The sequence below is a fragment of the Pseudomonas sp. UBA6323 genome (assembly GCF_002439135.1).
Classification (GTDB): Bacteria; Pseudomonadota; Gammaproteobacteria; order Pseudomonadales; family Pseudomonadaceae; genus Aquipseudomonas.
This window is the reverse complement of sequence record NZ_DJSX01000057.1, coordinates 1-26107: the sequence shown is the minus strand read 5'-3', so window position 1 is coordinate 26107 and position 26107 is coordinate 1. Positions and strand designations below refer to the sequence as shown.

The following is a 26107-nucleotide window of genomic DNA, read 5'->3' as shown; positions in this document are numbered from 1 at the left end:
AGCCCGGATGCAATCCGGGAAATCGCTCCCCGGATTGCATCCGGGCTACGGCAATGCCTGAATCGAGGAACACCGATGAACGCTCATAACAACGAAGAACTCAACGCCATCCGCGAAGGCGTGCGCGCGCTCTGTGCGGAATTCCCCGCCGAATACTGGCGCAAGATCGATGAAGAGAAGGGCTTCCCGGAGGCCTTCGTCACGGCCATGACCGAGGCCGGCTGGCTGTCGGCAATGATCCCGGAAGAATACGGCGGCTCGGGCCTGGGTCTAGCCGAGGCCTCGGTGATCCTCGAGGAGGTCAACCACTGCGGCGGCAACTCCGGCACCATCCACGGGCAGATGTACAACATGTTCACCCTGCTGCGTAACGGCAGCGAGGAGCAGAAGCGCTATTACCTGCCCAAGCTGGCCAGCGGCGAGCTGCGCCTGCAATCGATGGGCGTCACCGAGCCGACCACCGGCACCGACACCACCAAGATCAAGACCACCGCCGTGCGCCAGGGCGACAAGTACGTGATCAACGGGCAGAAGGTGTGGATCTCCCGCGTTCAGCACTCTGACCTGATGATCCTGCTGGCGCGCACCACGCCGCTGGCCGAGGTGCAGCGCAAGTCCGAGGGCATGTCGATCTTCCTCGTCGACCTGCACGAGGCCATCGGCAACGGCCTGACCGTGCAGCCGATCGCCAATATGGTTAACCACGAGACCAACGAGCTGTTTTTCGACAACCTGGAAATCCCCGCCAGCAGCCTGATCGGTGAAGAAGGCAAGGGGTTCCGCTACATCCTCGATGGCCTCAATGCCGAGCGCACGCTGATCGCTGCCGAGTGCATCGGCGATGGTCGCTGGTTCATCGAGAAGTCCGCGCAGTATGCCCGCGATCGCGTGGTGTTCGGCCGGCCCATCGGGCAGAACCAGGGTGTGCAGTTCCCCATCGCCGAGGCGCATATCGAGATCGAGGCCGCCGACCTGATGCGCTGGCGCGCCTGCGAAGAGTACGACGCCGGGCGCAATGCCGGTGCGGCGGCGAACATGGCCAAGTACCTGGCGGCCAAGGCCAGTTGGGAGGCGGCCAACGCCTGCCTGCAGACCCACGGCGGCTTCGGCTTCGCCAACGAATACGACGTCGAGCGCAAGTTCCGCGAAACCCGCCTGTACCAGGTGGCGCCGATCTCTACCAACCTGATCCTGAGCTACGTGGCCGAGCATCTGCTCGAACTGCCACGTTCGTTCTGAGGAGCCCGTCATGAGCCATACCCAAGCCCTGGCGAGCTTCCTCGACGAACTTTCCTACGAGCAGATTCCCGCCCACGTACTGGATCGCACCGAAGACCTGTTCCTCGACTGGCTGGGCTCGGCCCTGGCCAGCGAGGGCGCGCGGCCGATCCCGCTATTTGAGGCCTATGCGCAGAAGATGGGCCCGGCCGATGGCCCGGCGCGTATCCTGGTCAATGGCCGCGGCACCTCGGCGTACTTCGCCGCGCTGGTCAACGGGGCGTCGTCGCACCTGGTGGAGCAGGACGACCTGCACAACAGCTCGGTGCTGCACCCGGCCACGGTGGTCTTCCCGGCGGCCCTGGCAGCGGCGCAGGACCTTGGCAAGTCTGGTCGTGAGTTGCTGCTGGCCTCGGTGGCCGGCTACGAGGCGGGCATTCGCATCGGCGAATTCCTCGGTCGCTCGCATTACCGCATCTTCCACACCACGGCGACGGTGGGCACCCTGGCCGCTGCGGTGGCCGTGGGCAAGCTGCTGGACTTCGACCAGCAGCAGTTCATCCACCTGCTCGGCAATGCCGGCACCCAGGCCGCCGGCTTATGGGAGTTCCTGCGTGACGCCGCCGACTCCAAGCAGTTGCACACCGCCAAGGCCGCGGGCGATGGCCTGCTGGCGGCGTACTTCACCGATCAGGGCCTGACCGGTGCGCAGAACATTCTCGAAGGCGAGCAGGGCATGGCTGCCGGTATGTCCAGCGATGCCAATCCTGCGGCGTTGTCCGACCGTCTCGGCAGCCGCTGGGCGCTGGTGGAAACCTCGTTCAAGTTCCACGCCTCGTGCCGTCACACTCATCCGGCTGCCGATGCGCTGCTCGACCTGATGCAGCGTGAAGGTCTGCGTCATGGCGATATCGCTCAGGTCGTTACTCATGTGCACCAAGGCGCCATCGATGTGCTTGGCCGCGTAGTGGTGCCGCAGACCGTGCACCAGGCCAAGTTCTCCATGGGCACGGTGCTCGGCCTGATCGCCGTGCATGGCAAGGCGCAGCTCACCGAATTCGCCAACCTGTCGTTGACCGATGCCGATGTCGCGGCCTTCCGCGACAAGGTCAGCATGCGCCTCGACCCCGAGGTCGATGGTGCCTATCCGGCTCGCTGGTTGGGCCGGGTCGAGGTCGTCACGGTCGACGGACGCACCCTGCATGGCGCCATCGACGAGCCCAAGGGCGATCCCGGCAACACCCTCAGTCGCCCCGAGCTGGAAGACAAGTTCCATCGCCTGCTGGCCTTCGCCGGCAAGCGCAGCAGCGATGAGGCGGGTGTGCTGATCGAGCGGGTCTGGCGCCTGCGCGAAACCGATGACCTGAGCCACCTGACTCTGTAGGAGCGGATTTATCCGCGAAGACGTAAGCCAACCCCACGCAACTGCAGCGCCTGACGCATTGCATTCGCGGATAAAGCGGTACGCCGCCCGCCGCTCCTACAAGGATGCTCTTGCGTTTGGGTAAATGAGGTTTTCGACATGATTCACAGCAACCCCCGGCCACTGGATGGCATCACCGTGGTCAGCCTGGAACACGCCATCGCCGCGCCGTTCTGCACCCGCCAGCTTGCCGACCTCGGCGCGCGGGTGATCAAGGTCGAGCGCCCCGGCAGTGGCGACTTCGCCCGCGGCTATGACGAACGGGTCGACGGCCTGGCCTCGCATTTCGTCTGGACCAACCGCTCCAAGGAAAGCCTGACCCTCGACCTCAAGCAGGACGATGCGATGCAGGTGCTCGAAAGCCTGCTGGCCAAGGCCGACGTGCTGGTGCAGAACCTCGCTCCGGGTGCCGCTGCGCGCATGGGCCTGTCGTTCGAAGCGCTGCACGAACGCTTCCCGACGCTGATTGTCTGCGATATCTCCGGCTATGGCGAGGGCGGCCCGTACGAGCAGAAGAAGGCCTATGACCTGCTGATCCAGAGCGAGGGTGGTTTTCTCTCCGTCACCGGCGGGCCGGGCGAGGAGGAGATGGCCAAGGCCGGCTGTTCCATCGCCGATATCGCTGCCGGCATGTACGCCTACACCGGTGTGCTCTCGGCGCTGATGCTGCGTGGCAAGACAGGCCTCGGCAGCCGTGTCGACGTGTCGATGCTGGAAAGCCTGGTGGAATGGATGGGCTACCCGCTGTACTACGCCTACGACGGCGCCACACCGCCGCCGCGTGCTGGCGCCGCACACTCGACCATCTATCCCTATGGCCCATTCCCGGCCGGCGACGGCGGCACGGTGATGCTCGGCCTGCAAAACGAGCGTGAATGGCAGGCGTTCTGCGCCAAGGTGCTGGAGCAGCCGGAGCTGGCTGGCGACGAGCGCTTCTCGGCCAACTTCAAGCGCTCGGCCAACCGCAGTGAGCTGCGTGCGCTGATCATCGAAGCCTTCTCGCGCATGAGCACGGCGCAGGTGATCGAGCGCCTGGAGCAGGCGCAGATCGCCAACGCCCAGGTCAACGACATGGCCGGCGTCTGGGCTCATCCGCAACTTCAGGCACGCCAGCGTTGGCGCCAGGTCGACAGCCCCAGCGGCAGCTTGCCGGCCCTGTTACCGCCAGGGCGCAACAGCGACTTCGAGCCGCGTATGGACGCCATTCCGGCGCTGGGTCAGCACACCGATGGGCTGCTCGCCGAGCTGGGCTATGGCGCGGGTGATATTCAACGCCTGCATCAACAGGGGGCCGTGTGATGAACCATTCCATCATTCGTACCGCGCTGTTCGTGCCCGCCAGTAGACCGGAGCGCATTCCCAAGGCGCTTGCCGTTGGCGCCGATGCGGTGATCGTCGACCTGGAAGACGCCGTGCAGGAAAGCCTGAAGGTCGAGGCTCGTGCTCATCTCGATGCCTTTCTCACGGCCAACCCCGAGGCCCGCCTGCTGGTACGCATCAACGCGCCGGAGCATGCCGGTCATGGCGCCGATATCGAGTTGTGCGCACGCCATGCCGGAGTCATCGGCGTGCTCTTGCCCAAGGTGGAGTGCGCCGCTCAGGTAGACCGCGTTGCCGCTTGTGGCAAGCCGGTTTGGCCGATCATCGAGAGCGCAGCGGGGTTGTTGGAGCTGCCGTCCATCGCACGGGCCTCGGGCGTCGAGCGGCTGTCCTTTGGCGCGCTCGACCTTGGGCTGGACCTGGGCCTCAGCAGCGGCAGCGCCGCGGCCGAACGCATGCTCGATCAGGCTCGTTACGCCCTGTTGCTGCATTCGCGCACGGCAGGCCTGGCGGCGCCACTGGACAGTGTGTTCCCCGCCATCGAAGACCGCGACGGTCTGGCCCGTACCGCACGTGATGCCCGCGACATGGGCTTCGACGGTTTGCTGTGCATCCACCCCAAACAGGTGGAGGTCATCCATCGCGCGTTGCTCCCGGCCGAGGAGGAATTGGCCTGGGCGCGCCGCGTGATGAAGGCGGCCAGCAGTGGCGAAGGCGTCTTCGTGGTCGACGGCCAGATGGTCGACGCCCCGGTGCTGGGCCGCGCCCAAAGACTGCTGCAACGCGCTGGCGAGAGCCCGGCCTGAATACCGGCCGGCGGCACTGCGCCACCGGTCATTTCGTCCCACGTACCGACCTACAAAAACAATGAGGTAACGTCATGTTCAAACTCACCGCCAAGGCGCTGGCCTGCGCCGCCATCCTCTCCTGTGCCGGCCTGGCACAGGCGGCCGAGGAGCCTATCCTCATCAAGTTCGCCCATGTGGTGGCGGACAACACGCCCAAGGGACAGGGCGCGCTGTTGTTCAAGAAATTGGCCGAGGAGCGCCTGCCTGGGCGGGTCAAGGTCGATGTCTACCCCAACTCCTCGCTGTTCGGTGATGGCAAGGAAATGGAGGCACTGCTGTTAGGCGAGGTGCAGATGCTGGCGCCGTCGCTGGCCAAGTTCGAGCAGTACGCCAAACCGGTGCAGATCTTCGACCTGCCATTTCTGTTCGACAACATGGAGGCGGTCGATCGCTTCCAGGCCAGCCCCGAGGGCCGCGGCCTGCTGACCTCCATGGAGGACAAGAACATCACTGGCCTAGCCTACTGGCACAACGGATTGAAGGTGATGTCGGCCAACAAGCCGCTGCGCGAGCCGTCCGACGCCCGTGGCCTGAAATTTCGTGTGCAGGCTTCGGCGGTGCTCGAGGAGCAGTTCAAGGCGGTACGGGCCAACCCGCGCAAGATGAGCTTCGCCGAGGTCTACCAGGGGCTGCAGACCGGCGTGGTCAACGGCACCGAGAACACCTGGTCGAACTACTACAGCCAGAAGGTGCACGAGGTGCAGAAGTACATGACCGAGTCCGATCATGGCCTGATCGACTACATGGTGATTACCAATACCAAGTTCTGGAAGGGCCTGCCGGATGACGTGCGCAGCCAGCTGGAAACCATCATGGCCGAGGTCTCCGTCGAGGTGAACAAGCAGGCCGATGACTTGAACCGCAAGGCCAAGCAGGACATCGCCAAGGCCGGTACCACCGAGATCATCGAGCTGACCCCGCAGCAGCGCGCAGAATGGCGTGAAGCTATGCGCCCGGTGTGGAAGAAATTCGAGCAGGAGATCGGCGCCGAGCTGATCGAGGCGGCGGAGAAGTCCAACCAGCAGTGATGTTGCGCTGCAAACGAAAACGCCCGGTGCTTGCACCGGGTTTTTTTGTCGCGGCTAAAGCCCCTCCCACAGGATGACGCGGTTCTGAGGGAGGGCGTGCGGCTTTAGCCATACCCCCATCGCCTACCCAAAAGGCTACGCCCTTCCAATGTTGTGGGAGGGGCTTTAGCCGCGACTGCTGCCGAGCCTCACAGCCCGGCTTCTTGCATCCACTTGGGCTTGGGATAACGACGGTCAGACTTGCCGGCCTTGAGGATGGCGCCCGGTACGTCGTGGCCGATCAGGCCGGGCAGGGTGGCGGCGGCTTCGAGCAGAGCATCGAGGTTCACGCCGGTGTCCAGGCCCATGCGCTGGAACATATGCACCAGGTCCTCGGTGCAGATATTGCCGCTGGCGCCGGGCGCATAAGGGCAGCCGCCAAGACCGCCGAGGGAGGCGTCGAAGCGATCGATGCCGGCATTCAGCGCCGCCAGGGCATTGGCCAGGCCCATGCCACGGGTGTTGTGAAAGTGCGCGGTGAACACCGCTTCGGGCCAGCGCTGCAGCGACTCGCGACAGATGCGCTCGACCTGCGCCGGGTCGGCCATGCCGGTGGTGTCGCAGAGGGTCACGCCCTGTACACCAAGATCGAGCAGTCGCTGGGTCAGTTCATGCACGCGGGTTTCCGGCACCTCGCCCTCGAAGGGGCAGCCAAAGGTGGTGGACAGCGAAGCGTTGATGAACACCTTGCTGCCGCGCGTCACGTCGATGATCTCGGCGAACTGCGCCAGGGACTGCTCCGGCGTCATGCGCAGGTTGGCCAGGCCATGGGTATCGCTGGCTGACATCACCAGGTTGATCTCGTCCACCTGGCACGACAGCGCGCGCTCGCAGCCCTTCACATTGGGCACCAGCACGGTGTACTCGACGCCCACCACGCGCTGGACGCCGCGCATCACCTCTTCGGCATCGCGCAGGTTGGGAATGGCTTTGGGCGAGGTGAAGGAGGTGACTTCGATCTTGGCCAGGCCGGTGTGGGAAAGGCGGTCGATCAGGGCGATCTTGTCTTCGGTGGGCACGAAGGTGGCTTCGATCTGGAAGCCGTCGCGGGTGGCGACGTCCTGGATGTAAAGGCGTTTGCTCATGGTAATCCTCAGGAGGAGTTGCAAGCCGCAAGCTTCAAGCTACAAGTAAAGGCCCGAAGCCGCTTGCTTGAGGCTTGCCGCTTGAAGCTTGCAGCTGCTTTTAAATAATCCCGCGCTCGCGCAGCCCTGCGACCTGTTCCGCGCTCAGGCCGAGGCCTTCGAGGATGTCGTCGTTGTGCTCTCCGAGCTGCGGGCCGCCGGTGCCGATACGGCCCGGTGTGCGGCTGAGCTTGGGTAGTACGCCTGGCACCTTGAGCGGGCCGACGCTGGTCTGCACCTGCTCGATCATCTGCCGCGCCAGGTAGTGCGGGTCCTTCACGATGTCGGCGGCGGTGTAGGGGTAGCCGGCCGGTACGCGGGCGCCCTTGAGCGCTTCGATCACTTCATCGCGGCCGCGCTGGGCGGTCCACTCGGCGATGGCTCCGTCGATCAGCTCGGCGTGCTGGCTGCGTCCGTCGTTCTGCGCCAGACGCGGGTCGTTGCCCAGGTCGTCGCGGCCGATCAGGCTCATCAGGCGCTTGTAGATGCTGTCGCCATTGCCGGCGATCAGCACGTAGCTGCCATCCTTGCAGGGATAGGAGTTGGACGGGGTGATGCCGGGCAGGGCGCTGCCGGCCGGCTCGCGGATGTAGCCGAAGGCGTCGTATTCGGGGATCAGGCTTTCCATCATGGCGAATACCGACTCGTACAGCGCCACGTCGATTTCCTGGCCTTCACCGCTGCGCGCCCGCTCCTGCAGGGCCAGCAGCACGCCGATCACGCCGTACAGCGAGGACAACGAGTCGCCGATGCTGATGCCCACGCGCACCGGTGCCTGGCCGGGGTAGCCGGAAAGGTGGCGCAGGCCGCCCATGGCTTCGCCGATCACGCCGAAACCGGGCAGGTCGCGGTAGGGGCCGGTCTGCCCATAGCCGGAGATGCGCAGCATGATCAGCCGCGGGTTGATCGCCTTCAGCGCCTCGTAGCCCAGGCCCCAGCCTTCCAGCGTGCCGGGGCGGAAGTTCTCCACCAGCACGTCGGCCTCGCTGACCAGCTGACGCACGATGTCCTGGGCTTCGGCCTGTTTCAGGTCGAGGGTCAGCGAGCGTTTGTTGCGCGACTGCACGTGCCACCAGAGCGAGGTGCCGTCCTTGATCTTGCGCCACTTGCGCAGCGGGTCGCCGACGCCCGGCGGCTCGATCTTGATCACGTCGGCGCCGAATTCGCCGAGCAGCTTGCTGGCGAAGGGACCGGCGATGAGCTGGCCCATCTCGATCACCTTGAGCCCCTGCAGGGCCATGTTGCTGGTGTTGCTCTGAGTCATGGCTGCACCCGATTTGCCTGTGCGTTTCTCGTGGTGCGCAGAATGGCGCAGCGGCGCGATGCCGACAATTGCTCAATGGCCAAGCTGGGCTTCGCGTATCGCGAAGTGGCATGCTGTAAATCAGCCTTCTGGCAGCTTCGCTTCGCCAGGCACGAAATGGAGAACCCATGCGCCGCATCGATTTCGTCACCCTCAAGCTGTTCGTCGCCATCGCCGACGAACGCAGCCTGACCCGCGCCGCCGAGCGCGAGCACCTGGCCCTGGCGGCGGTGAGCAAGCGCGTCAGCGACCTGGAAAACCAGCTCGGCATCGCGTTGCTCTATCGCCAGCCCAAGGGCGTCGAGCTGACCCCGGCCGGCCATGCGCTGCTGCACCACGCGCGCAACATGATGGACAACCTCGAACAGCTCAACGCCGATCTCAGCGAGTTCAGCGAGGGGGTCAAGGGTCATGTGCGCATCCATGCCAACACCTCGGCGGTGATCGAGTTCCTGCCCGAGGACCTGGCCAGCTTTAGCCGCTTTCACCCGCAGGTGAAGATCGACCTGGAGGAGCGGGTCAGCAGCGAAACCATCCGCGCCGTGCGCGAGGGGCTGACCGATATCGGCATCTTCGCCGGGCATGTGCCGGCCGAGGATCTGCAGGTGTTCACCTACCGCCACGACCAACTGGTATTGGTCACTCCGCGCGAGCATCCCCTGGCCGAACGCGACGGCCTGTTCCTGCGCGAGGCGGTGGGCTTCGACTTCATCGGCCTGCAGCAGGACGCCTCCTTGCACGGCCTGCTGCAGCATTCGGCGCACAGCCAGGGTGTGGCCTTGCGCCTGCGCATCCAGGTACGCAGCTTCGAGGCCATCTGCCGGATGATCCACACCGGCATGGGTGTCGGCGTATTGCCGGATCTGGCGGTGCGCACCTACCTGCCGGCGCTGGATGTGCGGGTGATCCCGCTGTACGACCCCTGGGCCCGGCGCGAACTCAAGGTGGCGGTGCGTAACCAGGACAACCTTTCGCTGACCGCGAAGCAGATGCTCGATCATCTACGTAACAGCTCATTGGTAGAGGGGGCTTCGGCGCTGCCTTCGTGAATGCCGAAGGCTCGGTTGTCCAAATGTGAATTTCAGCTTGTGCAAGGGCGCAGTAGAGTCCGGGCCAATCGAAGGGTTTCTCCTTCGACGCTCAGACAAAAACAACAGGAGCTCTCCATGAAGTTCTCATTCGTCCGCCGTGGCCTGGCCGGCGTGCTCGCCGGTTGCGCACTGCTCGGCGCGCTGACGGCCCACGCAGCCGATCCGATCTTGATCAAGTTCTCCCATATCACTGCCGACAGCACGCCCAAGGGCCAGGGCGCGCTGATGTTCAAGAAGCTGGTTGAGGAGCGCCTGGCCGGCAAGGTCAAGGTCGAGGTCTACGCCAACTCGTCACTCTATGGCGACGGCAAGGAAATGGAGGCGCTGTTGCTGAACGAGGTGCAGATGCTGGCGCCGGCACCTTCCAAGCTGGAGCAGTACACCAAGCAGTTGCAGCTGTTCGACCTGATGTTCCTGTTCGATGACGTGGCTGCCGCGCAGCGCTTCCAGTCCTCGGAAAAGGGCAGGGCGCTGCTCAAGTCAATGGAGGGCAAGGGCATCACCGGCCTGGCCTACTGGCTCAACGGTATGCGTCAGCTCACCGCCAACAAGCCGCTGGTGGAGCCAGGCGACGCCCGTGGGCAGAAATTCCGCGTGCAGCCGTCCGACCTGCAGGCCGCGCAGTACAGCGCCCTGCGCGCGGTGCCGCGCAAGATGGCCTTCGCCGAAATCTACCAGGGCCTGCAGACCGGTGTGGTCAACGCCCAGGACAACCCCTGGTCGAACATCTACTCGCAGAAGTACTTCGAGGTGCAGAAGTACATGACCGAGTCCAACCATGCCATCGGCAACTACCTGCTGATCACCAATACCCAGTTCTGGAACGGCCTGCCGGCGGACATCCGCAGCGAGCTGGAGCAGATCGTCGACGAGGTGACCGTCGAGGTGAACAAACAGGCCGAGGCGCTGAACGCCGAAGCGCGCCAGGCGATTCTCGATACCGGCAAGAGCGAGATCATCACCCTGACGCCCGAGCAGCGTACCGCCTGGCGTGACGCCGTGCGCCCGGCGTGGAAGAAGTTCGAGGCCGAGATCGGCACTGACGTGATCGAGGCTGCGCAAGCCGCCAACCAGCAGTGAGCGCCATGACCGTCCCGGGCCCACGCACCCGGGGCGGTCTTTCATTCGTCGTCGCCTAAGACGGCGTTTGCCAATGACGAATATCGCGCCGTTCCAGGCTCGGTTAGATTCGTCCGACTCCTGACAATCACAAGAACCTCGCGGAGATGCCATGAACGCCTTGCGGCGCGTCTGGGAGCACTTCGAGGAAGGCTTCATTGCCTTTCTCCTGGCGGCCATGACGCTGATCACTTTCGTCTACGTGATCCTCAATAACTTCTACACCCTGTTCTATTGGCTGGGTGACTTCTTCGGCGGTAACGAGGCCCTGCTCGCTATCGGCGACTTCATTCTCGACCTTGCCCAGGCGATGACCTGGAGCAACGCCCTGACCAAAGCCCTGTTCGGCTGGCTGATCTTCTTCGGCCTGGCCTACGGCGTGCGCACCGCCGGCCACATCGGCGTGGACGCGCTGGTCAAGCTCGCTCCGCGCGGCGTGCAGCGCGTCATCGGCGTGATCGCCTGCTCGGCCTGCCTGGGCTACGCCGGCCTGATCGCCGTCGGCAGCTTCGACTGGGTCAGCACCCTGTTCAGGGCCGGTATCGGCGCCGAAGACCTTGGCCATTACGGCATCCAGCAATGGCATATCGGCATGATCGTGCCGTTCGGCTACGCCATGGTGTTCATCCGTTTCCTGGAAATCCTCGTGCGCATCCTGCGCAACGAGCAGACCGGCCTCGGCCTGGCTGACGAAGCCGCCGATGCGCTGAAAATCAATGAGCACGAGGAGGCCAAATAATGACCGTGCTGTTCCTCTTCCTGCTGCTGTTCCTGCTGATGTTCATCGGCGTGCCGATCGCCGCATCGCTCGGCCTGGCCGGCTCGATCACCATCATGCTGTTCAGCCCCGACTCGGTGCGCTCGCTGGCGATCAAGCTGTTCGAAACCTCCGAGCACTACACCCTGCTGGCGATCCCGTTCTTCCTGCTGTCCGGTGCCTTCATGACCACCGGTGGCGTGGCACGTCGCCTGATCGACTTCGCCAACGCCTGCGTCGGCCACATCCGTGGCGGCCTGGCCATTGGCGCGGTACTGGCGTGCATGCTGTTCGCCGCGCTGTCCGGTTCTTCGCCGGCCACCGTCGCGGCCGTGGGCTCCATCGCCATCGCCGGCATGGTGCGCTCCGGTTACCCGCAAGCCTTCGGCGCCGGCATCGTGTGTAACGCCGGTACCCTGGGCATCCTGATTCCGCCGTCGATCGTGATGGTGGTGTACGCCGCCGCTACCGAGCAGTCGGTGGGCAAGCTGTTCATGGCCGGTGTGATTCCCGGTGTGATGCTCGGCCTGGCACTGATGATCGCGATCTACATCGTCGCGCGCATCAAGAAGCTGCCAGCCCTGCCGCGCGCCAGCTTCCGCGAGTGGCTGCGTTCCGCCCGCGAGGCGTTCTGGGGCCTGCTGCTGATGGTGATCATCCTCGGCGGCATCTACACCGGCATGTTCACCCCGACCGAGGCCGCGGCCGTGGCGGCGGTCTACGCCGGCTTCGTCGCCCTGTTCGTGTACAAGGACCTGACCATCCGCGAGTGCCCGAAGGTGCTGCTGGAATCCGGCAAGCTGACCATCATGCTGATGTTCATCATTGCCAACGCCATGCTCTTCGCCCACGTGCTGACCACCGAGCAGATCCCGCAGCAGATCACCGCCTGGGTGGTGGAGCTGGGCCTGCAGCCGTGGCAGTTCCTGCTGGTGGTGAACATCGTGCTGCTGATCGCCGGTGCCTTCATGGAGCCGTCGGCGATCATCCTGATCCTGGCGCCGATCCTGTTCCCGATCGCCATGCAGCTGGGTATCGACCCGATTCACCTGGGCATCATCATGGTGGTGAACATGGAGATCGGCCTGATTACGCCACCGGTGGGGCTGAACCTGTTCGTCACCTCAGCGGTGACAGGCATGCCGCTGACCTCGGTGATCAAAGCCGCCTTGCCGTGGTTGATGATGCTGATCAGCTTCCTGATGGTGATCACCTACATCCCCGCCGTGTCCATGGCCCTGCCGAACTGGCTGGGCATGAGCTAGGGCAACCGTCGATCTCGCGTCTACCTCTGCGCCCGGCCTTGTGCCGGGCTTTTTTTGTCCATGCGCCGCGACATATCCCTGGCGCTGCCGATTTGGCTGGGCATGTGCCAGAAACTGGTTCAAGACCATGGTCTTAGAGCGGTAAGACCATGGTCGAATGGCCTCACGAAGGGTCGGGGGATACAAAAGGCACCATACAAAAACAACTACCCGCCGAGGTGATTCCATGAGTGCTGCGTCTCTTTACCCTGTGCGTCCCGAGGTGGCCGCTCGGACCCTCACCGACGAGGCCACCTACAAGGCCATGTACCAACAGTCGGTGGTCAACCCCGAGGGTTTCTGGCGCGAGCAGGGCAAGCGGATCGACTGGATCAAGCCCTACACCAAGGTCAAGCAGACCTCCTTCGACGACCATCACGTCGACATCAAGTGGTACGCCGATGGCACCCTGAACGTCTCCTACAACTGCCTCGACCGTCACCTGGAAGAGCGTGGTGATCAGGTCGCGATCATCTGGGAAGGCGACGATCCGTCCGAGCACAAGGAAATCACCTACCGCGAACTGCACGAACAGGTGTGCAAACTCGCCAACGCCCTGCGCGGCCAGGACATTCACCGCGGCGACGTGGTGACCATCTACATGCCGATGATTCCCGAAGCGGCAGTGGCCATGCTGGCCTGCGCCCGCATCGGCGCCATCCACTCGGTGGTGTTCGGCGGCTTCTCTCCGGAGGCGCTGGCCGGTCGCATCATCGACTGCAAGTCCAAGGTGGTGATCACTGCCGACGAAGGCGTGCGTGGTGGCAAGAAGGTGCCGCTGAAGGCCAACGTCGACGATGCGCTGACCAACCCTGAAACCAACAGCGTGCAGAAGATCATCGTGGTCAACCGCACCGGCGGCCAGATCAAGTGGAACCAGCACCGCGACATCTGGTACGAAGACCTGATGAAGGTGGCCGGCAGCGTCTGCGCGCCGAAGGAAATGGGCGCCGAGGAAGCGCTGTTCATCCTCTATACCTCCGGTTCCACCGGCAAGCCGAAAGGCGTGCTGCACACTACCGGCGGCTACCTGACCTACGCGTCGCTGACCCATGAGCGCGTATTCGACTACCGCCCGGGCGAAGTCTTCTGGTGCACCGCCGACATCGGCTGGGTCACCGGCCACACCTACCTGATCTACGGGCCGCTGGCCAACGGCGCCACCACCGTGATGTTCGAAGGGGTGCCGAACTACCCGGACGTCACCCGCGTGGCGAAGATCATCGACAAGCACAAGGTCAACATCCTCTACACCGCTCCGACCGCCATCCGCGCCATGATGGCCGAGGGCAAGGCCGCGGTCGACGGCGCCGATGGCTCCAGCCTGCGCCTGCTCGGTTCGGTTGGCGAGCCGATCAACCCGGAAGCCTGGCAGTGGTACTACGAGAACGTCGGCCAGAGCCGTTGCCCGATCGTCGACACCTGGTGGCAGACCGAAACCGGTGCCTGCCTGATGACCCCGCTGCCGGGCGCTCACCCGATGAAGCCGGGTTCCGCCGCGCGTCCTTTCTTCGGCGTACAGCCGGCGCTGGTGGACAACCTGGGCAACATCATCGAGGGGCCGGCCGAAGGCAACCTGGTGATCATCGATTCCTGGCCGGGCCAGGCGCGCAGCCTGTATGGCGACCACGACCGTTTCGTCGACACCTACTTCAAGACCTTCAAAGGCATGTACTTCACCGGTGACGGCGCGCGCCGCGACGAAGATGGTTACTGGTGGATCACCGGTCGCGTCGACGACGTGCTCAACGTTTCCGGCCACCGCATGGGCACTGCCGAGGTCGAGAGCGCCATGGTCGCCCACCCGAAAGTGGCCGAGGCCGCGGTGGTCGGTGTGCCGCACGATATCAAGGGGCAGGGCATCTACGTCTACGTGACCCTCAACGCCGGCGAGGAGTCCTCCGAGCAGCTGCGTCAGGAACTGCGTAACTGGGTGCGCAAGGAGATCGGCCCGATCGCCACGCCGGACGTGATCCAGTGGGCGCCTGGCCTGCCGAAGACCCGCTCGGGCAAGATCATGCGCCGCATCCTGCGCAAGATCGCCACCGCCGAATACGATTCCCTCGGCGATATCTCCACGCTTGCCGATCCTGGCGTGGTGCAGCACCTCATCGATACGCATCGCCAGATGCAAGCCGCCTGCGCCTGATCGGTAACGGCACCTTCTACAACCCCGCCCGGCCAAAAGCCCGGCGGGGTTTTTCATTTGTGCGCGCGGCCAGCGCCCGCCGCAGGGGCAAGTCGATAAGCGTCGATCCTGGTTAGGCTGCCGTGTGCTGTCGTTTCGATTGCACGGGACTGCGACGAAACGGGTTTCGTGTGGTCTTTAGCAGTGTCGTTTCGTCGTGACATTCGTGATGCGCTGCGTGCCAGCAGGTGTATTGCGTCAGTCAAGGAGCGCCGGCTCGGCCAGTCTGTGGCCTCGATTTCATGTAGTCTTCGCCCCCCCGATCAGGATTTGCCATGAACAGCGACAGCCCCAGCATTTTTCCTCAACCCTTCAAGGCGCTTGGCTGTAACGAATGTCGCAACCTCGATGCGCTCGGCTTCGACTTCACCATGGCGTTCCAGCTGATTGTCGATGTCCAGGCGCAACAGCCCTTCGCCTACGAGGCTCTGGTACGTGGCGTCGCGGGCGAGTCGGCCGGCGAGGTGCTGAGCTGGGTCAACGACGGCAACCGCTATCGGTTCGACCAGGCGTGCCGGGTCAAGGCCATCGAGCAGGCAACGAGCCTGGGGCTGCTCGAACTCCCCGACTGTCTGCTCAGCATCAACTTCCTGCCGAATGCGGTGTACCGAGCCGAAACCTGCATTCGTGCGACGCTGGAGGCGGCCAGGCGTTGCGGCTTTCCCCACGAGCGGCTGATGTTCGAAGTGGCCGAGGGCGAGCAGATCCATGATGCAGAACACCTCAAGCGGATCTTCGCCGAGTACGGGAGGCAGGGGTTCACCACCGCCATCGATGATTTTGGCGCCGGTTATTCAGGGCTCAACCTGTTGGCAGAATTCCAGCCCCAGGTGCTCAAGCTGGATATGGCGCTGACCCGCGGCATCGATCAGGACCAGGTACGGCAGGCCATCGTTGCCGGTATCGTGCTGGTGGCCCAGCGCCTGGGCATCCGGATCATCGCCGAAGGCATCGAAAGCGCGGGGGAGCGCGATGCCTTGCTCGATCTGGGTATCCGCTACATGCAGGGCTTCTTCTTCGCCAGACCGCAGGTCGACAGGCTCTGCCTACCCTGAGGCAAAACGCCCAGATCCGAGATCAGGGCGTTTGTGTGGCAGGCCGCGGTTTCACAGTGCGCCAAACACCTTCTTCGCCAGGCCGGTGGCTGCCGCGGCCGGGTTTTGGCGGATGTTGGCTTCCTGTTTGGCGATCATCTCGAACAGGCCATCGAGGGCCTGTTCGGTCACGTAGTTTTCCACGCTGCTGCTCTTGGCATCGACCACGCCGAAGCTGGCAGCCTGGCCGGCGAAGGCGTTGTATTGCTGAGCCAGACCCACCTGGTCGGTAGCCTGCTTGACGATGGGCAGGAACTTGGCGCGGATCTGCTCGCGGCTGCTCTTGTTCAGGTACTGCGTGGCCGAATCCTGCGGGCCGCCGAGAATCGCCTTGGCATCGGCTACGGTCATTTTCTTCACTGCGTCGACCAGCAGCGCCTGGGCTTGCGGCACGGCTGCTTCGGCGGCCTTGTTCATGCTCGCTTCGAGCTGGTCGACCTGGGCGCCCATGCCCATCATCTTCATGGTCTTGGCGGCCTTGCCGAGTTTGCCCGGCAGCTCGATGCGCACGTCCGGGTTATTGCTGAAACCGCCCGGCGCGCCGAGTTGCTTGACGGCGACCTGGGCACCCTGGATCAGCGCATCCTTGAGGCCGCCGCTGGCGTCCTGCTGGCTCAGGTCGGAGAGGGACAGGGCGAAGACGTTGGCCGAGAGCAGCAGGCCGGCGACGAGCGTGGAGGCGCAGCATGGGTATTCCTTGCATCGGGGGAGAAATGCCGTGAGCTTAACGGAGTCTGCGGCCCTGACAAGCCAGGCGATAGGCGTGGATGGGCAGCGCGCATGGCTATGGCTATGATCAGGGCCATGAATTCACCATTGCCCTTGCGTAATCCCTGCCCACCGGGTGCCTGCGACTGCCAGCGCGACGAGCTGCTGGACCGGCCGGGTGCCGACACGCGCGTCCTGCTGCTGACCCGTCAGGAGGAGCAGCGCCTGCTTGAACGCCTGGAGAACCTGCAGAGCCTGGATGATCTCGAGCGCATGCAGCAGCGCATGTACGAGCAACTGGGTATTCGCCTGTACATCGAGCCGGCGTATGGCGAGGTGCGCAGCATGCGTGGCATCCATATGCGCTTCGACGCGCATCCGGGATTGTGCCGCAAGACGCGCCAGAGCATTCCGGCGGCGATTCGCCGGGCCATGGAAAGAAGGCCGGAAATCGCCTGGCGCCTGCTCGACGCCAATGATCTGTTCAGCGCGCTGTGAGGTATCAACCCTGCCTGGCTTTTTGCAGGGCCAGGCGATAAGCCTCGACCAGTTCCTGCAGCAGCAGGTTGGCCATTTCTGTTTGCGCCTGGGCCGGCTGGCTTCTGAGCAGTTTGCCTAGGCGTGCGGCCTGGTATTCGGCGGTCGCCTGGTGTTGGCAGGGCTCGTTGCGTCTGGCGGCGATTTCGCTGCGCGGCAGGGTGCTGCGCCTGTTGTTCAGGGGCGCGGGCTTGATGGTGAGCGGGGCCGATCTGTTGCAGATCATGCGGATTCATTCTCCGTGCGAGGGTTGGACGAGCAGGCTGGTGCCACGGCATCACTCGTTGACCGATGCGCAGGCGCTGGCTGGACTTGGTGAAGTCGGTTCGTGGAGCCGCTTGGCAGGCACCACGGCTTCGATGATGTGCACGCATTGGCTTGCTGTCGCCATACGTGCGGCGTCCTGCCGTTTGCTGCGCCATTGACGCTGTAGCAATCAGCGAGGTGCGAGTTTATTCGCCGCCCGGAAAAGTGGCCTTTGCAGAAGCGTCCAAGGGTTTTGCGAGGGAGGAGTCCGGGGCCGTATTTCGTTTCTGCGCGCGCCCCCAGGCCTGTGTGTCGTGAATATTGCTGCGGCGGTGGGGTCTTCAACGCAATCGGCAAGTACTGAGCCTGTGTAAACGACAACGCCACGCTTATGCGTGGCGTTGTCGTTCGTGGCGGGCGGGCAGGTTAGCGCTGCCAGCCGCCGCCCAGTGCCCTGAACAGGTCGGCTAGCGCCAACTGGCGGTCGGTGCTGATCCGAATCAGCGTGTTCTGGTCGTTGAAGCTGCTGCGCTGGGCATCCAGGTAGCGCAGATGATCATCCACACCGCCCTTGTAGCGGGCTTCGGCCAGGGCTTCGGCCGCTCGGCTGGACTCGGCCAGGGCACGCCGCGCCGCTTCTTCGCGGCGTAGCGTATCGGTGGCGGCGAGTGCGTCGGCGACTTCGCGGAAGGCGGTCTGGATGGTGCCTTCGTAGTCGGCCACGCCTGCATCCTGGCGCACCTCGGCAAGATCCAGATTGGCGCGGTTGCGCCCGCCGGCGAAGATCGGCAGCGACAGCGTCGGGGCGAAGCTCCAGGCCCGCGAGCCACCCTCGAACAGGCCGGACAGTTCGGTGCTGGAACTGCCCAGCGAACCGGTCAGGCTGATGCGTGGAAAGAACGCTGCACGGGCCGCGCCGATATCGGCATTGCGCGCTTTGAGGCGGTGCTCGCTGGCGAGAATGTCCGGGCGCCGTTCGATCAGCTCCGAGCTGGTGCCGGGGGCGATGTCCTGCAGCAGCATCAGTTCGTCATGCGGTGCCGATGGCAGCAGTCCACCGGCATCAGGGGTGCCGAGCAGCAGCACCAGGGCGTTGTCCGCCTGGCGTAGCTGGCGCTCGGTGCTCTCGCGTTCGGCCCTGGCCTGCTCGGCGAGGCCCAGGGCCTCCTGATAATCCAGCGCCGTCGCGGTGCCGGCTTCGCGGCGTCTGCTGACCAGCTCCAGCGAGGCCAGACGGCTTTCCAGGGTCTGTTCCACCAGCGCCTTGCGCCGTAGCGCGCCATCACGGGTCAGGTAGGCCTGGATCACTTCGGCAATCAGGCTGATCTGCGTGGCGCGGGTCGCCTGCTCGGTGGCCAGGTAGGTTTCCAGCGCCGCCTCGGACAGATTGCGCACGCGGCCGAACAGGTCGACTTCGTATTCGGCCAGGCCCAGGCCGACCTGGTAGACGCTGGTGACTTCCGAGCGCCCGGTCTGCGTCTGGTCGGCCGGCAGGCGCTGGCGATTGCCGCTGGCGTTGGCGTTGATCGACGGCAGGCGGTCGGCGCGCTGGATGCGGTACTGCGCGCGTGCCGCCTCGATATCCAGCAGCGCCTGGCGCAGGCTGCGGTTGTTGTTCAGCGCAGTGTCCACCGCACGGCGCAGGTCGGCGTCGACGATGAAGGTCTGCCAGTCCAGCGCCTGGGCACTGGCGCCATTGGCATCGGCCTCCTGCCAGCCGGCGGCGACCGGCGCCTCTGGCCGCTCGTAGGTCGGCGCCAGGGAGCAGCCGCCGAGGGCGATGGCCAGGGTCAGCAGAGCGGGGCGCAGCATGAGGTGAGAGGTCATCGCGTTACTCCGCTTTGTGCAGGGGATGGTTGTCGGTTTGCTGAGGTTTGGTACGCAGCAGCGACAGCACCCAGACGAAGAAGATCGGCACGAAGATCACCCCAAGCATGGTTGCGCTGAGCATTCCGCCCAGTACCCCGGTGCCCAGCGCGCGCTGGCTGGCGGCGCCGGCGCCGGTGGCGATAGCCAGCGGCACCACGCCGAGCATGAAGGCCATGGAGGTCATGATGATCGGACGGAAACGCAGGCGCGCGGCTTCGATGGCAGCCTCGCGCAGCGAGTAGCCGTCCTCCCACAGGTCCTTGGCGAACTCGACGATCAGGATGGCGTTCTTCGCCGCCAGGCCGATCACGGTGATCAGGCCGACCTTGAAGTACACGTCATTGGGCAGGCCGATGGCGGTCACCGCCAGCACCGCGCCAAGGGCGCCGACCGGCACGATCAGCATCACCGTCAGCGGGATCGCCCAGCTCTCGTAGAGCGCCACCAGCAGCAGGAACACCACGGTGATGGCCAAGGCGAAGAGCATCACAGCCTGACCGCTGGCGACCCGCTCCTGATAGGACAGGCCGGTCCATTCGTAACCGATGCCTTCCGGCAGTTCGGCGGCGATGCGCTCCAGTTCGGCCATGGCTTCGCCGGTGCTGACGCCCGGCGCGGCGTCACCGGCGATGCGGATAGACGGATAGCCGTTGTAACGGGCGATTTGCACCGGGCCTTCTTCCCACAGCGTGGTGACGAAGGCGCTAAGCGGCACCAGGCCGTCGCTGTCGTTGGGCACGTGCAGCTTGAGCACGCTCTCCGGCGTCATCCGTTCTGCCTGTTCGGCTTGCACCACCACGCGCTGCTGGCGGCCGGCATTGGAGAAGTCGTTGATCACCGAGGAGCCGAAGGCGGTGGACAGCGCACTGCTGACCGACTCGAAGCTGACACCGAGGGTGCGCGCCTGCTCGCGGTCGATCACCAGGCGCAACTGCGGGGCCTCGGCCAGGCCTTCCATCATCGCGTAGAGGAACTTCGGATTGCCGTTGACCTTGCCCAGCACCTCGTCGCGGGCGGCGAGCAACGCCTCGCGGCCAAGGCCGGCGCGATCCTGCAGGCGCAGGGCGAAGCCGCCGGAGTTGCCCAGGCCTTCGATCGGCGGTGGCGGCACGGCCATCATGGCGCCGTCGTCGAGGTTGGCGAAGTGCTGGTTGACCGCTGCCGATTCGGCCTCTGGTGATTGGGTGGAGTCACGCTCCGACCAGTCCTTGAGCAGCGGGAAGGCGATGGCGGCGTTCTCGCCCATGCCGGAGAAGCTGAAGCCGAGTACCAGAAAGGAGGTCTCGATGGCTTCGCGGCCCATCAAGAATTCCTCCAGTTCCTCGCCGGCTGCCGAGGTGCGCTCGCGGGTCGCGCCCGGCGGCAACTGGATGTCGACGATCATGTAGCCCTGGTCTTCCACCGGCACGAAGGATTCCGGCAGGCGCAGATAGAAGAAGCCCATCAGCACCACGATGCCCAGGTAGATGAACATCACGCGACCAGCGCGCGGCACCAGCTTGCCGTTGAGTCGGGTGTAGCGACCGGTCAGGACGGTGAACTTGCGGTTGAACCAGCCGAAGAAGCCGCGCTTTTCATGGTGGCCGTCGGCAATCGGCTTGAGCAGGGTGGCGCACAGCGCCGGGGTGAAGGTCAGCGCGAGGAAACCCGAGAACAGGATCGACACCGCCAGCGACAGCGAGAACTGCTGATAGATCACACCCACCGAGCCGGACATGAACGCCAGCGGCAGGAACACCGCTGACAGCACCAGGGTGATGCCGATGATCGCCCCGGACACCTGGCCCATCGCCTTGATGGTCGCCGGCACCGGCGCCAGGCCTTCCTCGGCCATGATCCGCTCGACGTTCTCCACCACCACGATGGCATCGTCCACCAGGATGCCGATGGCCAGGACCATGCCGAACATGGTCATCATGTTCACCGAGAAGCCCAGCAGGTACATGAAGGTCAGCGTACCAAGCAGACACACCGGCACGACGATGGACGGGATCAGGGTGTAGCGCACGTTCTGCAGGAACAGGAACATCACCAGGAACACCAGCACCATGGCCTCGACCAGGGTCATGATGACCTTGTCGATGGCCACGTCGACGAAGCGCGAGGTGTCGTAGGGCACCGAGAACTCGACGTTGTCCGGGAAGTTGGCCGACAGCTCGGTCAGACGCTGCTTGACCGCCTCGGCGGTCTGGATGGCGTTGGCCCCCGGCGACAGCTGCACGGCGGCGGCCACGGCTGGCTTGCCGTCCTGGCGTGAGCCGAAGTTGTAGTCCTGGCTGCCGACCTCGATACGCGCGACGTCGCCCAGGGTCAGGCGCGAGCCGTCTCGGTTGGCGCGCAGCACGATGGCGGCGAATTCCTCGGGGTTGTCCAAAGTGCCCTTGACCGCCAGGGTCGCGGTCAACTCCTGCTCGCTGGAACCCGGCGTGCTGCCGAAGGCGCCAGCTGGCACCTGGATGTTCTGCGCGCGGATGGCGTTGTTCACGTCATCGATGGACAGCCCGAAGCCGACCAGCTTCTGCGGGTCGATCCACACGCGCATGGCCGCTTCGGAGGCGAAGAACTGCAGCTTGCCGACGCCGGGCACCCGACGGATTTCGTTGTTGATGTTGCGCGCGGCGTAGTCGGCCAGTGCCGTGGTGTTGTCGTCCTTGCCGCCATCCTTGTAGCTCAGCGCGTAAATCAGCAGGAAGCCCGCTGTGGCCTGCTCGGTCTGGATGCCCAGGGTGAGCACCGCTTGCGGCATGCGCGCCTCGGCCTTTTTCAGGCGGTTCTGCACGTCGACCTGGGCCAGTTCGGGGTCGGTGCCCGGCTGGAAGGTGACGGTGATCTCGGCGATGCCGTTGGCGTTGCTGGTGGACTCGAAGTACAGCAGGTTCTTCGCACCGTTGAGTTCTTCCTCGATGACGCTGGTCACCGAGTCGGTCAGCACCTGCGCCGAGGCGCCGGGGTAGGTGGCGGTCACGGTGATCTGCGGTGGCGCCACGTTGGGGTACTGCGCCACCGGCAGGAACGGGATGGCCAGCAGGCCGGCCAGCGAGATGAACAGGGCGACGACCCAGGCGAAGTTGGGGCGCCGGATGAAAAACAGGGACATGAGGTTCTCTCCGGCTTACTGCGCCTGGGATTGAGGTGCGGTGGCGGCGTCTTCTTCGCGTGGAGCGACCTTGCTGCCCGGACGGATCGCCGCCAGGGAGCTGACGATCACCTTGTCGCCGGCCTCGAGGCCTTCGGTGATCTGCCAGCGCGAGCCGTGCATGGCACCGGTGGTGACCTGGCGAACCTCGACGGTGTCGTCTTCGCCGAGCAGCATCACGCTGGCCTGGCCGTCGGCGGCACGCTGCACCGCGCGCTGCGGCACCAGGATGGCGTTCTGGTTCAGCCCCTGCGGCGTCAGCACGCGTACATACATGCCCGGCAGCAGCACGCCCTGCGGGTTGTCGAAGCGGCCGCGCAATGCGATCTGCCCGGTACTGCGGTCCACCGAAATGTCGGTGAACAGCAGGGTGCCCTTGCTCTCGATATCGGTGCCGTCGACGCGCAGTGCCAGCGGCTGGTCGCCTGCGCCGGATACCTTGCCTTCGGCGATGGCTGCGCGCAGGCGCAAAGCGTCGGCGGCTGGCTGGGTGAAGTCGGCATAGACCGGATCGAGCTGATGGATACGGGCGAGCAGGGTGGCTTCGCCCTGGCCAACCAGCGCTCCCTCGGTGACCTGAGCGCGACCGATGCGCCCGGCGATCGGCGCGCGAACTTGGGCATAGCCGAGATCCAGGCGCGCGGTTTCCACGTTGGCCTGTGCCGAGCGCTTGTCGGCCTGGGCGCTTTGCAGCGCGGCCTTGGCTGCGTCGAAATCCTGCTGGCTGACGGCGTCGATTTTCACCAGCGGCTCGTAGCGCTTGACCGTGGCCTGTGCCTGGAACAGCTGTGCCTCGGCGCGGGCCAGTTCGCCCTGGGCGCGCGACAGGGCGGCCTTGAAGGGCGCCGGGTCGATCTGGAACAGCAGGTCGCCAGCCTTGACGTCGGCGCCTTCCTCGAAGGTGCGCTTGAGCACAATGCCGGCGACACGCGCACGTACTTCGGCTACGCGCACCGGCTCGATGCGCCCCGGCAGTTCGGCGACGACGGTAAAGGGTTCGGTCCTGACGGTCAGCACGTCGACTTCGCGGGGCGGCGCCTCACCGCTTTCCTGCTCTTGCTGACCGCAGCCAGCGAGGCCGATTGCTGCCAGAAGGGTGACCATTGAAAAAACGTAACGCCCGCGAATCCTGCTCATGCCTGTCACCTGGAATTCAGATCCATTTGTCCTCGAAGACGCGAATAATCGTGCTTTGCTTAAATTGAGTCAATATTGACTCATTCGGGTCTACTGTGAGCAAATTTGTATTCCCCTGTTGAAAATGGGGGCTCTTTCTGCACAATGCGCGCTGCTTAACCGGGAGGGCTTCGATGTCCAATGACGAAAAACTGCTCAAGGCGCTGGCCGTCGCCCTCGTCGATCGTCCACGCGCGACGCTGAAGGAGCTGGCCGAAGCGGCGGGTGTGAGCAAGGCCACCCTGCACCGTTTCTGTGGCACGCGCGATGCCCTGATCGAACGCCTGATGAACCACAGCCAGGCGGCGCTCAGCCAGGTGATCGAAGAGGCCGATCTGCAGGGCGCCGAGGTCGGGCAGGCGCTGCGCAGCCTGATCGAGAACCATCTCAGGCATCGAGAGCTGCTGGTGTTCATGATTTTCCAGTATCGCCCCGACAGCCTCGATCCGGACAAGGATGGCGCGCGCTGGATCGCCTACACCGACGCACTGGACAGGTTCTTCCTGCGTGGCCAGCAGGAGGGGTTTTTGCGCATCGATATCACCGCCGAGCTGCTGACCGAGCTGTTCGTCTCGCTGGTCTATGGCGTGGTCGATGCCGAGCGCCGGGGCCGTGCCGCCAGCGCGCGCTCGCTGGCCGTACTGGAGCAGTTCTTCCTCAAGGGCGCCGGTCAGCCGAAGCCCTGATAGGTCTGTCACCAGGGCAGAGGCTGCCCGTCGTAGGCGTGGAAGCTGCCGCTGTGTTCGGGGCCGAGGCTGTCGATCACCCGCAGCATCTCAGCCGCTGCTTGCTCGGCCGGGCGTGCAGCGGCGGCGCCGCGAAAGGGGTGCGATAGCGGCGAAATCACCGTGCCGGGATGCAGGCTGAGCAGGCGCGCTCCGGGTTTGCTGCGTGCCAGTTCGATGGCGGCGGTCTTGATCAGCATGTTCAGCGCGGCCTTGGAGGCGCGATAGGCGTACCAGCCACCGAGACGGTTGTCGCCGATGCTGCCGACCTTGGCCGAGAGCAAGGTCATGGCGCCATGTTTGTCGAGCAGTGGCAGGAAGTGACGCAGCACCAGCGCCGGGCCCAACGCGTTGACCTGAAACACCGCCTGCAGGGCATCGGCCTCTATGGCGGCCAGGCTCTTTTCCGGGGCGATCCCGTCGCGATGCAGTAACCCGGCAGCATGCAGGATCAGCTGGTAGGGCGCTTCATCAGCCAGCGCCGCTGCCGCTTCGGCGATGCTGGCTGGGGTTTCCAGGTCGAGCACTGGCGAGCTGCTGCGGCTCAGCTCTCGTACACCGACGCAGTTGCCGTCGGCGCGCAGAAGCTGGCAGAACGCCTGGCCGATGGCACCGCTGGCACCGATCACCAGCGCCCGGTAGCCGGTGCCCAGGCTGTTGAGTCTCATGGCTGGGCGCCGCGGCGGAAGAACAGGGTGATCTGCCCCAGCTCGATGCCGAACTTGCTCATGCTCGAACGATTGATCAGGGTGTCGTCGTCCATCAGGTACATCCAGTCGTCGAGGTAGACCACGTAGGTGCTGTCATCCACCGGCAGGTTCAGGTGATAACGCCAGCGCAGGGCATTGCCGGCCACCTCGCCGACGGCCTGCCCGACCACATCGTCGGCCGTGCCGGTCCAGCGGCCCGGGCCGTCCGGGGTCAGCGTCCAGACCCGGCGCTGGCGGGTGCCGTCGCTGTACAGGAAGCGCTCGTCGAGGATCAGCTTGTCGCCCTCGCGGCGGCTGTCGATGTCGACCTGGAAGCGCTTGATCACTTCACCGGAGCGGTCCTGAAACATGCCCCAGGCCTTTACCGGCCCGGAGAAGAAGGTGGGCAGATCGAGTGTTGGCCGCTCGTTGGCGTAACGCTCGACCGGGACCTGGCCGCAGCTGGCCAGCAGCAGGCTGGTCAGTAGGATCAGCATTAGTCTCATGGGAACCTCAGCGGTTGAGGCCGAGCAACGCCGCCCGCAGCTTGGGGCTGCGGGTGCGAGGATCGAGCCAGATGGAGAAGAAGGCGCGGGCGAACTCGGGGTCGTCGATGACGTGCTGCAGCTTGCCGTCGATGTAGAACCGGCAGCCCTCCTCGGGCAGGAACAGGCCGGTGATGCGTGTGCCGTCCTGCACATCGACGAAAGCCTGGCGCATCTGCTGCGTCCAGTCGTCCTGTTGTTCGGGGTCCAGTGGCTGGCCGTTGATGCGGCGAATCTCATCGAGGCTGGTGTCGACCAGGGTTTCCCGGCTGATGCTGCGGCGGTAAGTCAGCTCCAGCGCGAAGGGCTGCTGGAAGTCGACGCGCCGCTCCGGGCTCCACAGCTTGGCGTTGTACACGGAGAAGCCGAACCAGCTGAAATCACCACTGCCGACCAGGCTGGCCTGCGGCAGCCGTTCGCGCCAGCCGTTCTGGGTGTTGGCTGCTGCTGGCAGGCTGAGCAGCGCAAGCAGCATCAGCGCGGGAAGCAGGGGGCGAAGCAGGGCCACCATGGTCGTTCCCTCTGAGTCGGCTGGCGATGGCCGCGTCCAGCCATTGTGCGTATGCCCGGCGGCACGGGCCCCGAATAAAAAGATCCGGCAACCAGAAAGGGGAGATGGG

At 64.8% G+C, this 26107-nt stretch carries 23 protein-coding genes; 13 read left to right on the top strand and 10 right to left on the bottom strand.

Annotated elements, in window-relative coordinates:
* Window positions 1–75 precede the first annotated feature (75 nt).
* From B3P22_RS13140 to B3P22_RS13120, 5 genes are all read left to right on the top strand, one after another.
* The gene (locus B3P22_RS13140; RefSeq protein WP_296271273.1) at window positions 76–1239 is read left to right on the top strand and encodes an acyl-CoA dehydrogenase family protein; all 1164 of its coding nucleotides are present in this window, start codon (window positions 76–78) and stop codon (window positions 1237–1239) included.
* Window positions 1240–1249: 10 nt separating this feature from the next.
* Entirely contained in the window at window positions 1250–2602 is a 1353-nt protein-coding gene (locus B3P22_RS13135) for an MmgE/PrpD family protein (RefSeq protein WP_296271272.1), read from the top strand.
* 138 nt (window positions 2603–2740) lie between these two features.
* Window positions 2741–3940: a CaiB/BaiF CoA transferase family protein gene (locus tag B3P22_RS13130; RefSeq protein WP_296271271.1), complete on the top strand. Its 1200-nt coding sequence runs from the start codon at window positions 2741–2743 to the stop codon at window positions 3938–3940.
* On the top strand, window positions 3940–4767 hold the full coding sequence (locus tag B3P22_RS13125) for an HpcH/HpaI aldolase/citrate lyase family protein (RefSeq protein WP_296271270.1): 828 nt from the start codon (window positions 3940–3942) through the stop codon (window positions 4765–4767). The genes B3P22_RS13130 and B3P22_RS13125 overlap by 1 nt, the downstream gene beginning before the upstream one ends.
* A 74-nt stretch (window positions 4768–4841) precedes the next feature.
* On the top strand, window positions 4842–5837 hold the full coding sequence (locus tag B3P22_RS13120; protein WP_296271269.1) for a TRAP transporter substrate-binding protein: 996 nt from the start codon (window positions 4842–4844) through the stop codon (window positions 5835–5837).
* A 188-nt stretch (window positions 5838–6025) separates the two neighbouring features.
* On the opposite strand, the gene B3P22_RS13115 is transcribed toward B3P22_RS13120, so the two are convergent.
* Window positions 6026–6961, bottom strand: a complete 936-nt coding sequence (locus B3P22_RS13115; RefSeq protein ID WP_296271268.1) for a hydroxymethylglutaryl-CoA lyase — start codon at window positions 6959–6961, stop codon at window positions 6026–6028.
* Between the two features lie 100 nt (window positions 6962–7061).
* Window positions 7062–8264, bottom strand: coding sequence for a CaiB/BaiF CoA transferase family protein (locus B3P22_RS13110; RefSeq protein ID WP_296271267.1), 1203 nt, complete (start codon window positions 8262–8264; stop codon window positions 7062–7064).
* Between the two features lie 167 nt (window positions 8265–8431).
* On the opposite strand from B3P22_RS13110, the gene B3P22_RS13105 reads away from it, so the two are divergent.
* From B3P22_RS13105 to B3P22_RS13080, 6 genes are all read left to right on the top strand, one after another.
* Entirely contained in the window at window positions 8432–9352 is a 921-nt protein-coding gene (locus tag B3P22_RS13105) for a LysR family transcriptional regulator (protein WP_296271266.1), read from the top strand.
* 117 nt (window positions 9353–9469) lie between these two features.
* On the top strand, window positions 9470–10474 hold the full coding sequence (locus tag B3P22_RS13100) for a TRAP transporter substrate-binding protein (RefSeq protein ID WP_296271265.1): 1005 nt from the start codon (window positions 9470–9472) through the stop codon (window positions 10472–10474).
* Window positions 10475–10625: 151 nt separating this feature from the next.
* Complete coding sequence (locus B3P22_RS13095; protein ID WP_296271264.1) at window positions 10626–11252, top strand: TRAP transporter small permease; 627 nt, start codon at window positions 10626–10628, stop codon at window positions 11250–11252.
* Window positions 11252–12535: a C4-dicarboxylate TRAP transporter large permease protein DctM gene (gene dctM / locus B3P22_RS13090; protein WP_296271263.1), complete on the top strand. Its 1284-nt coding sequence runs from the start codon at window positions 11252–11254 to the stop codon at window positions 12533–12535. Before B3P22_RS13095 ends, dctM begins: the two co-directional genes overlap by 1 nt.
* A 226-nt stretch (window positions 12536–12761) precedes the next feature.
* Window positions 12762–14723 carry an acetate--CoA ligase gene (acs, locus tag B3P22_RS13085; protein WP_275547387.1) on the top strand — a complete coding sequence of 654 codons (1962 nt, stop codon included), beginning with the start codon at window positions 12762–12764 and terminating at the stop codon, window positions 14721–14723.
* Between the two features lie 314 nt (window positions 14724–15037).
* Window positions 15038–15817 carry an EAL domain-containing protein gene (locus B3P22_RS13080; RefSeq protein WP_296271262.1) on the top strand — a complete coding sequence of 260 codons (780 nt, stop codon included), beginning with the start codon at window positions 15038–15040 and terminating at the stop codon, window positions 15815–15817.
* Window positions 15818–15868: 51 nt separating this feature from the next.
* Here the strand turns inward: B3P22_RS13080 and B3P22_RS13075 are convergent, their stop codons facing one another.
* Complete coding sequence (locus tag B3P22_RS13075) at window positions 15869–16516, bottom strand: DUF4197 domain-containing protein (RefSeq protein ID WP_296271284.1); 648 nt, start codon at window positions 16514–16516, stop codon at window positions 15869–15871.
* 144 nt (window positions 16517–16660) lie between these two features.
* On the opposite strand from B3P22_RS13075, the gene B3P22_RS13070 reads away from it, so the two are divergent.
* On the top strand, window positions 16661–17062 hold the full coding sequence (locus B3P22_RS13070) for a hypothetical protein (protein WP_197859399.1): 402 nt from the start codon (window positions 16661–16663) through the stop codon (window positions 17060–17062).
* 4 nt (window positions 17063–17066) lie between these two features.
* Here the strand turns inward: B3P22_RS13070 and B3P22_RS13065 are convergent, their stop codons facing one another.
* From B3P22_RS13065 to B3P22_RS13050, 4 genes are all read right to left on the bottom strand, one after another.
* On the bottom strand, window positions 17067–17327 hold the full coding sequence (locus B3P22_RS13065) for a hypothetical protein (protein ID WP_296271261.1): 261 nt from the start codon (window positions 17325–17327) through the stop codon (window positions 17067–17069).
* Window positions 17328–17773: 446 nt separating this feature from the next.
* Window positions 17774–19174: an efflux transporter outer membrane subunit gene (locus B3P22_RS13060; RefSeq protein ID WP_296271260.1), complete on the bottom strand. Its 1401-nt coding sequence runs from the start codon at window positions 19172–19174 to the stop codon at window positions 17774–17776.
* A gap of 4 nt (window positions 19175–19178) precedes the next feature.
* Window positions 19179–22313, bottom strand: coding sequence for a multidrug efflux RND transporter permease subunit TMexD (gene tmexD / locus B3P22_RS13055; RefSeq protein WP_296271259.1), 3135 nt, complete (start codon window positions 22311–22313; stop codon window positions 19179–19181).
* Window positions 22314–22328: 15 nt separating this feature from the next.
* Window positions 22329–23489 (bottom strand): efflux RND transporter periplasmic adaptor subunit, encoded by a 1161-nt coding sequence (locus B3P22_RS13050; protein WP_296271258.1) that lies wholly within the window; start codon window positions 23487–23489, stop codon window positions 22329–22331.
* Between the two features lie 173 nt (window positions 23490–23662).
* Here B3P22_RS13050 and B3P22_RS13045 point away from each other — a divergent pair, with 173 nt between their 5' ends.
* Window positions 23663–24214, top strand: coding sequence for a TetR/AcrR family transcriptional regulator (locus tag B3P22_RS13045; protein ID WP_296271257.1), 552 nt, complete (start codon window positions 23663–23665; stop codon window positions 24212–24214).
* A gap of 8 nt (window positions 24215–24222) precedes the next feature.
* Here the strand turns inward: B3P22_RS13045 and B3P22_RS13040 are convergent, their stop codons facing one another.
* The 3 genes from B3P22_RS13040 to B3P22_RS13030 are packed head-to-tail and all read right to left on the bottom strand — an operon-like array spanning window position 24223 to window position 25962.
* On the bottom strand, window positions 24223–24921 hold the full coding sequence (locus B3P22_RS13040) for an SDR family NAD(P)-dependent oxidoreductase (protein WP_296271256.1): 699 nt from the start codon (window positions 24919–24921) through the stop codon (window positions 24223–24225).
* Window positions 24918–25448, bottom strand: a complete 531-nt coding sequence (locus B3P22_RS13035) for a DUF3833 domain-containing protein (protein ID WP_296271255.1) — start codon at window positions 25446–25448, stop codon at window positions 24918–24920. The genes B3P22_RS13040 and B3P22_RS13035 overlap by 4 nt, the downstream gene beginning before the upstream one ends.
* Before the next feature lie 7 nt (window positions 25449–25455).
* Window positions 25456–25962, bottom strand: coding sequence for a chalcone isomerase family protein (locus B3P22_RS13030; RefSeq protein WP_296271283.1), 507 nt, complete (start codon window positions 25960–25962; stop codon window positions 25456–25458).
* Window positions 25963–26107 lie beyond the last annotated feature (145 nt).